Raw genomic sequence first — 8,500 nt, 5'->3', positions numbered from 1 at the left:
CACTGACCCAGAACAGATGCGCTCCCGCTCTCCGCGATCGCGCGGAGAGCGGGAGCGTCGAAATCGTCTACCGGACAGCGCGTCTCGGGTTCATGCCCGGGTCACCGCGCGGTTGCGGGCATACTCGGCGAAGTCGTCGAGTACGGCGGGCTCGGTCAGCGCGTCGGCGGATGCGACCGTGTCGGGTTCGGCCCCGAGCAGAATCTTCTTGACCGGAACTTCCAGCTTCTTACCTGTGCGGTTGTAGGGAACACCTCGGACCCCGACGATCCGGTCCGGGACATGCCTCGGCGAGAGCGCGGACCGGATTCGTGACTTCAGTTCCGCGCGAAGGGTTTCCTCGACCAATGCACCGGCGCGGGGCACGACGAACAGAATCAACTCCCCCACCCCGCCCTCGCGGTCTTCCAGATGCACCACGAGGCTGTCGGCGATCTCGTCGACGTCCTGAAGCACGCGATAGAACTCGCCCGTTCCGAGGCGCACACCGCCGCGGTTGAGGGTGGCGTCCGAACGGCCGGTGATGACGCAGGTTCCCTCGGCCGAGAACCGGCACCAGTCACCGAACCGGAACACGCCGGGATAACGATCGAAATAGGTGTCGCGCAACCGATTACCGTCGGTGTCACCCCACAAGCCGATGGCCATCGACGGCATGGGCGAGGTGATCACGAGTTCGCCCAGTTCACCGATCACGGTGGCCCCGGTGTCGTCGAATGCCCTGACGTCCACGCCCAGGCTCGCGCCCGACATCTCCCCCGCCCAGACCGGTTGCAGCGGGGATCCCTGCACCAGACCGGTGCACACATCCGTTCCACCACTGCCGACGTTCAGCAGGACGCGCCTGCCGAACTGCTCGAACACCCAGCGAAACCCCTCGGTGGGGAATGGCGCGCCGACGACGCCGATCTGCCGCAGACGCTCGAGTCCGAACTCCTGCGCGGGCCGGACTCCCTCCTTCCGGCAGGCCATCAGATATCCGGGGCTCGCTCCCATCAGCGTCGCGCCGGTGTCCTCGACGAGTCGCCACTGCGCGCGCAGATCCGGATAGAGCGGATTCCCATCGATCATGACGATCGACGCCCGGGTCAACAGGACCGACGCCAGCAGGTTCCACATCATCCACGCGGTGGAGCTGAACCACAGCAACCGATCCCGCGGCCCGAGATCCCAGTGGAACGAATGATTCTTCAGGTGTTCCAGCAGGATGCCGCCGTGGCAGTGGATGATCGCCTTCGGCCGACCCGTCGTGCCGGAGGAGAACAGGATGTAGAGGGGGTGATCGAACGGCACGGCCTCGTACGCCATGGGCTCGTCCGTCGCGGCGGCCACATCGGCCCAGGCCACGGCGTCGGGCAGAGCCAGATCCCCGTACGGCACGTGGACGACGTGCGCGAGCGTGGGCAGCGCCGATCGGATCGCCTCGACTTCGGCGAGCCGGTCGATCGCCTTGTCCCCGTAGGTGTACGAGGCCGCGGCCAGCAGCACCTTCGGATCCAGCTGACCGAACCGGTCGATCACGCTCGGTGCGCCGAATTCCGGTGCGCAGCAGGACCATACGGCCCCCAGGCTCACGGTCGCGAGAAAGGCGATCAGCGTCTCCGGGCAATTCGGCAGATACCCGCAGACGCGGTCGCCGCGCTCCACCCCCAACCGCACGAGACCGGCGCGCACCCGGCGTACCTGTTCGGCGAGTTCGCCGAAGGTCAACTCCACCGGCTCGCGAGTCTGGGAGTGCGCGACGACCGCGACGCGATCCGCGTCCTCGGGCAGACCCAGGGAGTGCTCGGCGTAGTTCAGCGTGGCCCCCGGGAACCACTGTGCGCCGGGCATGGAGTCGTCGGCCAGAACTGTCCGAAACGGACTGTGCGCCTTGATCTCGAAATAATCCCAGATCGACCGCCAGAACTCCGCCGACTCGGCGATCGACCACGCGTGTAGCTGCGCCCAGGACTCGAAGTCCAGGCCGCGCTCGGCCCGCAGCCACCGGAGATAGTCCTGGACCCGAGCGCCCTCGACCATCGCCTCGTCGGGCTCGTAGAGCAGCTCGGGTTCGATTGCGTTGGTTGTCATCTCGGCTCTCCTCCAGCACATCGCAGCCATTCGCACGGGACCGGCGCCCGCGCCGGACGAGCGGTGCGGACGGAATCCGATTGCGGAACAGCCTGATTCGTGATCGGCGAGTTGCCGCACCCGCGCGGCGGGAATATTTGATCAATGCTTTGATTATCTCGGCACCCAAGATAGCCCGCTCACGCGACCTTGGGAAGACTCCGAGGCCGATCCAGCGCCCTACAGGTCCGGCTCACTCCAGGTCGACGCACACTTACGCTTGTCCCATGACGACCAGGCCGGGCAAGGCGCAACTCGACTACGTGTCCTCCGTCGAGTTCGCCGTCGAGAAGGCCGACCGCGAACTGGGTCCGATCGACCCCACCGCGATGCGCTTGGTGCTCACGTTGCACCGGGTCACCACCGCCCTCGTCTACGACCTCGAATCGAGCGTGCACCGGCCGCGCGGATGGAGTTGGTCGGGATTCCGGGTGCTGTTCGTGCTGTGGCTCGGCGGACCACTGGAGGCCAAGCGCGTCGCCGAGCTGTCGGGTATGAGCCGGGCCGCGGTATCCGCGCTGGTCAACACCCTCGAGCGGGACGGCCTGATCGAGAAGACCCGGGCCGACCACGACCGCAGAGCCGTTCAGCTCACTCTCACCGCCATCGGCCACGACGCCTTCACGGGTGCCTTTCCAGCCCACAACGAACGCGAACAGGCATGGGCCGGAACCTTGAGCGGACCGGAGCAGGAGACCCTGATCGGCCTGCTGGACAAGCTCATGAACGGCGCCGACGACATCGCCTCGAAGAAGCGCTTCTGACGGTCGATCCCGCCGCCGGGCGATGTTCGGCTCGACTCGTCGCCCGGTAATCGACCGGATTTCCGCATACCGGAAAGAGCCAGCGGTTACCTTGTCGGTCTCCGCGTCCCGTCGGTTTACTCGCAGTAGTACACGTTATGAATTCTGCACTGCGAGAAATGGAGCATCGAATCAGATGACCACCGTCACCCAATGGACGATCGCACCACCGGAACCGGATCTGACCCCCGAGGAATTGGTACGCCGCGCCCGGGAATTGCGCCCGCAACTGCTGGCCGAGCAGGCGGCCACCGACGAACGCGGAACATACTCACCGGAAATGCACGAGAAGTTCCGCGACGCCGGGTTCTACCGCATATTCGTACCCCGGCGTTTCGGCGGCTATGAATTCGATATGACCACCTATGTCCGGGTGATCATGGAAATCGCACGCGGGTGCCCCGGCAGCGCGTGGTGCCTCGCTCTGGCCTCGGCGCACGCGGTACAGCTGTCCTCCTGGTTCTCCGAATCGGCGCAGATCGAGGCACTGTCACCCACCGGCGAATTCGGATCGCCGACCCGCGGCATTCCGCGGGGCACCGCCGAACGGGTGGACGGCGGCTGGCGCATCGAGGGCACCTGGGACTACTGCTCCGGATCGCCGTATTCCACCCACGCGATGCTCTGGGCGCGCGTGATCGATTCCGCCGCACCGGCCGACGCCGCACCCGAGATTCGACTCGCGCTGGTGCCCCGTTCGGGCTGGACCATGCTGGACGACTGGCGCGGCCGGGCTTTCGGCATGCGCGGCAGCGGATCCAACAGCATCCGGGTCGACGGCGCGGTGGTGCCCGACCATTTCGTGATCGCCGACCCGTTCCCGTTCAGCCCCGAGGCCGAGACCCCCGGCTACCTGCTGCACGGCAATCCGCTGTACACCGTGAAGCCCGCGCTGATGCTGCCGCTCGAGATCACCGCGGTGCTGATCGGTTGTGCCCGAGCGGCATTGGACGAGTACGAGCGCATTCTGACCAAGAAGAAGGCCCCGGACAACGTCCATGCCGGTCAAGCGTCCGGACTCGCCGAGGAAGGCGCCGGAAAGGCGCCTGCCACATTGAATCTCAATCGCGACTACCAGCGCTGGTTCGGCCTGGCCTCGGGCCGGGTTGCGGCGGCCGAGCGACTGCTGCTCGACCTGAGTGCCCGGATGACACAGATCTGCGAGGAGGCGACCCGGGACGGCAAGGGATATTCCTGGCCGGACATCGTCGAATTCGGCCTGATGCGCCAGCAGACGCTCAACCTCGGCTGGGAGGCGGTCGAGCTGATGTTCCGCACATCCGGCACCAGTCAGGGCGGTAACCGGGAATCGCGGATGTCGCGCTATTACCGGGATTATTCGATGGGCCGGACGAATGTCATGGTCGACGAGGAAAAGTTCTCCGAGATCTTCGCACAGTCCTATTTCGCGGAGCGCGCCTGACGGCATCGGGCCGCCCGGCGCAACAGTAACAATCATTCGAACAGCTGGATTTTCCCGGCCGAATACATCGAGGAAACGCAATGGCGCGTATGGACGCCCAGAATCGAAGCCAATCGCCGGGAGAAGGGTCGGAGTCCGGGCGTTTCGACGCCCGGTCCCTCCTGATCCTGCTGGCCCTGTTGTGGCCGGCACAGTTGTTTTTCTTCGCCGGTATTGCCACCGGCCTCGCGTCCGCCACGGTCGCCCAGCAACTACACACGACGCAAATCGTCTGGTTCACGTTGCTGCTCACCCTCGGCGGCGCTCTGGTCACGCCATTCGTGACCAAGCTCGGCGACATCTACGGCCGCAAACGAGTGATGCTCGGCGTCATCGCCGCCGGTGTGATCGGCGACGTCGTGACCGCCGCCGCCCCGAACTACGACGTGATGCTCGTCGGCCGCGGTATCGCCGCGCTGTACATCCCGGTGACCGCGCTCACGGTGGCCGCGGTGCGAGATATCTTCCCGCCCAAGCAGATCGGGGTCGCGGGCGGGTCGATCGGCGCGACGACGGGGCTGGTGATCGTGGTCGGTCAGCTGGTCGCCGGACGAATGCTCGACGCACTCGGCTTCCGGGTGGTCTTCTGGGTGGTCGTCGTCGCCGTCGCCGTCGCTTTCGTACTGGTGTCGGCATTCGTACCCGACATCCCGGGCACGGGTGAGCGGGGCCACCTCGACTGGATGGGTGGCCTGACGCTCGGCGCCGCCGCGGCCGTGCTGATCTTCGGCCTGAACCGGGGTGCGGTGTGGGGCTGGGCGAGCCCCGGATTCTTCGTCCTGCTCGCCCTCGGCGTCCTGCTGTCGGCGGCGTTCGTGATCGTCGAGCGACGCGCCGCGCACCCGCTGCTGGATCTGGGCGTCCTGCGACGACGTGATGTCGCCGCGGTGCTCGCCTCGACCTCCATCGGGCAGGGCATCTCGCTGACCGCCGGGACGATGCTGGTGTACCTGTGCCTGTTCCCGGCGATTCCCCGGATCTCCGACGGACTGGGCTGGTCGGTCACCAAGATGGTGGTGATCACCCTCCCGTGCGGTATCGCCTTCCAGATCGCCGGAATGGTCGCGGGCCGGATAGCGGGACGCCGTGATCCGCGGCTGCCCTGGGTGATCGGCCTCGTCGCCATGCTCGCCGGGCTGGTGCCGCTGGCCTGGCAACACCACACCGAACTCCAGATCCTGGTACTCGTCGGGGTGCAATACCTGGGTGGCGGCGTCGTAATGGCCTGCACCCCACTGTTACTCATGAGCGTGGTCGATCCCGAACTCCAGGGCGTGGCCAGCGGCATGCAACTCACCCTGACGAATCTGGTGAACGCGCTGACCATGCAGATCATGTTCCTCGGCCTGGCCGTCGGCGGAACCGTCGCGCACGGCACCGCCTTCTATCGGGACAGCGGTTACCGTGCCGCCTATCTGATCCTGGCGGCCTCCGTCGTTGTGGCCCTGGTGATCTCGGCGCTGCTGCCGAGACTCCGCCCGTCGTCCCAGATCTCGTCCGGCTCGGCCGCGGCCGGACCTCAGCGCTGACGGCCGGACGTCACACCATCACGGGTGGAGCCCGGCGCCGATTTCGTCCGCGGCGGCACAGACCGCCGCGGCGACCTCGGCCACCCGGTCGTCGCGCACTCGCGCGGACAGTGCGGCAATGCTCAGCCCGGCGACGATGTCCCCGTCGGAATTACGGATCGGGGCGCCGATGCCGACCACATCGGGATCGAGTTCGCCACGGCTGAGCGCGTAACCCTGCTTGCGGGTCTCGCGCAATCGGGCCAGCAGAGAGCGTTTGGTGGTGATCGTCTCGTCGGTGAACCGCCGCAGTTCGGTACCGGACAGAATGGCGTCCACCTGCTGCTCGGGCATCCAGGCCAGCAGCACCAGCGCCGACGCGCCCGCGTTGATCGGGAGCACCTCGCCGCGCTCGTAGGTGATGCGGACCGCGCGCCCGATGGTTTCCTCGCGTTCCAGGCAGATGACCGCCGAGCCGCCGAGCCGGGTCAGCAGCACCGCCTCGCCGACGGTGTCGGCCAGCCGCTTCATCACCGGGCGCGCCACCTCGGACAATCCCAGGCCGCGGCGAGCCAGGCGGGCCAGTTCCACCACCCGGGGGCCCAGCCGGTAGCCGCCGCCGGTCCCGTCGGCCTCCTCCACGAAGCGAGATCCGGTGAGGCTCTGTAGGTATCGGTAGGCCGTGGACCGCGCGACCGACAGTTCCGCGGCCACTTCCGCGGCCGTGATCACCAGGCGTCGGTCGTCGAACATCAGCAGGATGTCCAATGCTCGATCCGCCGTCGAATTGCGCTCCCGATAGGTACTCGACGTAGCGCTCTGTCCTGTCATACAGGACAGCATACTGTACATCGAGAACACGTGCGGGCGCACCGCGCCGATATGCCACGCCGTCCACACCCGCGAGAACCTCACCGGGAACGAACCGGCCACTCGAGCATGTCCTGCATAACGAGACACATACCCTTAAATTCAGGACAGATGTTATGGTGATGACGGTCGCGGAAGCGGCCGGTTCAGCGAGCCGGAGGAGCGGTCACGTGGGCGAGGAGATGGACGGCGCCGATGTCGCGGTGGTGGGCGCGGGTCCGGTGGGAATGACGGTCGCGGCACTGCTCGCCGCGCGTGGGGTACGGACCGTCGTACTGGAACGCAACACGACCACCAGCAACGACCCGAAGGCGATCAGCATCGACGACGAGGCGTTGCGGGTGTACCAGTGGGCGGACCTGGCCGAGCAGGTGCTGGGGATCATCGTTCCCGGCACCGGCACCCGCTACTACGACGCGGACGGGCAGCCCCTGTTCCAGGCACGCACCGACCGCCCGCGCCGGCACGGCTATCCGTTCAAGAACCCGTTCGCCCAGCCGGACCTGGAACGTGAACTGGCGCAACGTCTTCGCGCACAGCCCGCGGTGCGGTTGCGCATGGGCACCGAGGTGACCGGACTGGAGCAGAGCGCCGACGGGATGCGGCTGCACACCACCGCGGGCCCGATATCCGCCCGGTTCGTACTCGGCTGCGACGGCGGCCGGTCGGTGGTCCGCGAACATCTGGGCGTCACCATGACCGGCCGCAGTTACGACGACGTGTGGCTGGTCGCCGACGTGCTCGAGGACCCGCACGACGAGCGGTACGGCATGCACCACGCCGACCCGGTCCGGCCCCGGGTGGTGATCCCCGGCCGCGAGGGCCGCTGCCGCTACGAGTTCCTGCTGGACACCGAGGAGGGGCAGGCCGGTACGCCGCCGTCGTTCGAACTCGTGCGGCAACTGCTTTCCCGGTACCGCGAGATCACCCCCGACCAGGTCGAGCGGGCGGTGAACTACCGATTCCACGCGCTGGTCGCCGACCGGTGGCGGATCGGCAACGCATTCCTGCTCGGTGACGCCGCGCACATGATGCCGCCGTTCGCCGGCCAAGGCCTGAACTCCGGTATCCGCGACGCGGCCAACCTGGCGTGGAAGATCGCCGACGTACTGGCTGGGCGGCTGTCCGACGCGGCGCTGGATTCCTATGCGGCCGAACGGAAACCGCATGCGGCGGCCAGCGTCGCGCTGTCCGAGCGGCTGCGCCGCGTGGTGATGTCCACGAACGCGCATTTCGCCGCGCGCCGCGACGCGTATCTGCACCGGGCCCTGGACACCCGGGCGGGACGGGACTTCTTCGAGTACATGCGTTATCGCCCGGTGCAGGCGTATTCCGAAGGCCTGCTGGTGGATTCGGAGGGGCCGGTCGGCGTGGCGGTCGGGCAGCCGACGGTATTCGACGTGGAAACCGGCCGGATCCGGCTGCTCGACGAGGTTCTCGGGCAGGGCTGGTCCCTGCTCGGTGTGGGCGTCGATCCCGTCGCACTGGCACTGGAGGCGAAACCGCTGGCGGGACTGGATATCTCGCTGATCCACGTTCCGGAGACGAACCGGATGCCCGCCACCGGGGGGACACAGGTCCGCGCGATCGTCGACCTCGACGGCCGGTTGGACGAGGAGCTCGCGCCGTACAGCGGCCGCTGCGTGCTGCTGCGTCCGGACCGCTTCGCCGCCGCGGCCTGGACGCCCGGCCGCGCACCCGAACTGACTGCACCACTGTGCCTTTCGGCACCTGTGCACGCTTAG

General features: G+C 67.3%; 6 protein-coding genes. 4 read left to right on the top strand and 2 right to left on the bottom strand.

What is annotated here, in order from left to right:
* Nucleotides 1-90 precede the first annotated feature (90 nt).
* Nucleotides 91-2,073 carry an acetoacetate--CoA ligase gene (locus NM2_RS43760; RefSeq protein ID WP_084532226.1) on the bottom strand — a complete coding sequence of 661 codons (1,983 nt, stop codon included), beginning with the start codon at nucleotides 2,071-2,073 and terminating at the stop codon, nucleotides 91-93.
* Between the two features lie 266 nt (nucleotides 2,074-2,339).
* Between NM2_RS43760 and NM2_RS43755 the strand changes: the two genes are divergently transcribed.
* From NM2_RS43755 to NM2_RS43745, 3 genes are all read left to right on the top strand, one after another.
* Nucleotides 2,340-2,876 (top strand): MarR family winged helix-turn-helix transcriptional regulator, encoded by a 537-nt coding sequence (locus tag NM2_RS43755; protein WP_067682890.1) that lies wholly within the window; start codon nucleotides 2,340-2,342, stop codon nucleotides 2,874-2,876.
* Between the two features lie 175 nt (nucleotides 2,877-3,051).
* Nucleotides 3,052-4,338 carry an acyl-CoA dehydrogenase family protein gene (locus NM2_RS43750; protein ID WP_067682888.1) on the top strand — a complete coding sequence of 429 codons (1,287 nt, stop codon included), beginning with the start codon at nucleotides 3,052-3,054 and terminating at the stop codon, nucleotides 4,336-4,338.
* A gap of 80 nt (nucleotides 4,339-4,418) precedes the next feature.
* A complete protein-coding gene (locus NM2_RS43745) occupies nucleotides 4,419-5,906 on the top strand; it encodes an MFS transporter (RefSeq protein WP_084532222.1) in 1,488 nt (495 codons plus the stop codon).
* 18 nt (nucleotides 5,907-5,924) lie between these two features.
* Here NM2_RS43745 and NM2_RS43740 read toward each other — a convergent pair whose 3' ends face one another.
* A complete protein-coding gene (locus NM2_RS43740; protein ID WP_067682906.1) occupies nucleotides 5,925-6,716 on the bottom strand; it encodes an IclR family transcriptional regulator in 792 nt (263 codons plus the stop codon).
* 155 nt (nucleotides 6,717-6,871) lie between these two features.
* Here NM2_RS43740 and NM2_RS43735 point away from each other — a divergent pair, with 155 nt between their 5' ends.
* Complete coding sequence (locus NM2_RS43735; RefSeq protein WP_439956989.1) at nucleotides 6,872-8,500, top strand: bifunctional 3-(3-hydroxy-phenyl)propionate/3-hydroxycinnamic acid hydroxylase; 1,629 nt, start codon at nucleotides 6,872-6,874, stop codon at nucleotides 8,498-8,500.

It is taken from the genome of Nocardia miyunensis NBRC 108239, assembly GCF_001613065.1.
GTDB classification, from domain to species: Bacteria; Actinomycetota; Actinomycetes; order Mycobacteriales; family Mycobacteriaceae; genus Nocardia; species Nocardia miyunensis.
The sequence above is the reverse complement of the archived record's forward strand: the minus strand, read 5'-3'. Positions and strand labels throughout refer to the sequence as shown.

Coding starts and splice junctions, on each gene's coding strand:
- NM2_RS43735 (WP_439956989.1), top strand. CDS start 6,872: ATGGTGATGACGGTCGCGGAAGCGGCCGGTTCAGCGAGCCGGAGGAGC.
- NM2_RS43745 (WP_084532222.1), top strand. CDS start 4,419: ATGGCGCGTATGGACGCCCAGAATCGAAGCCAATCGCCGGGAGAAGGG.
- NM2_RS43740 (WP_067682906.1), bottom strand. CDS start 6,716: ATGACAGGACAGAGCGCTACGTCGAGTACCTATCGGGAGCGCAATTCG.
- NM2_RS43750 (WP_067682888.1), top strand. CDS start 3,052: ATGACCACCGTCACCCAATGGACGATCGCACCACCGGAACCGGATCTG.
- NM2_RS43755 (WP_067682890.1), top strand. CDS start 2,340: ATGACGACCAGGCCGGGCAAGGCGCAACTCGACTACGTGTCCTCCGTC.
- NM2_RS43760 (WP_084532226.1), bottom strand. CDS start 2,073: ATGACAACCAACGCAATCGAACCCGAGCTGCTCTACGAGCCCGACGAG.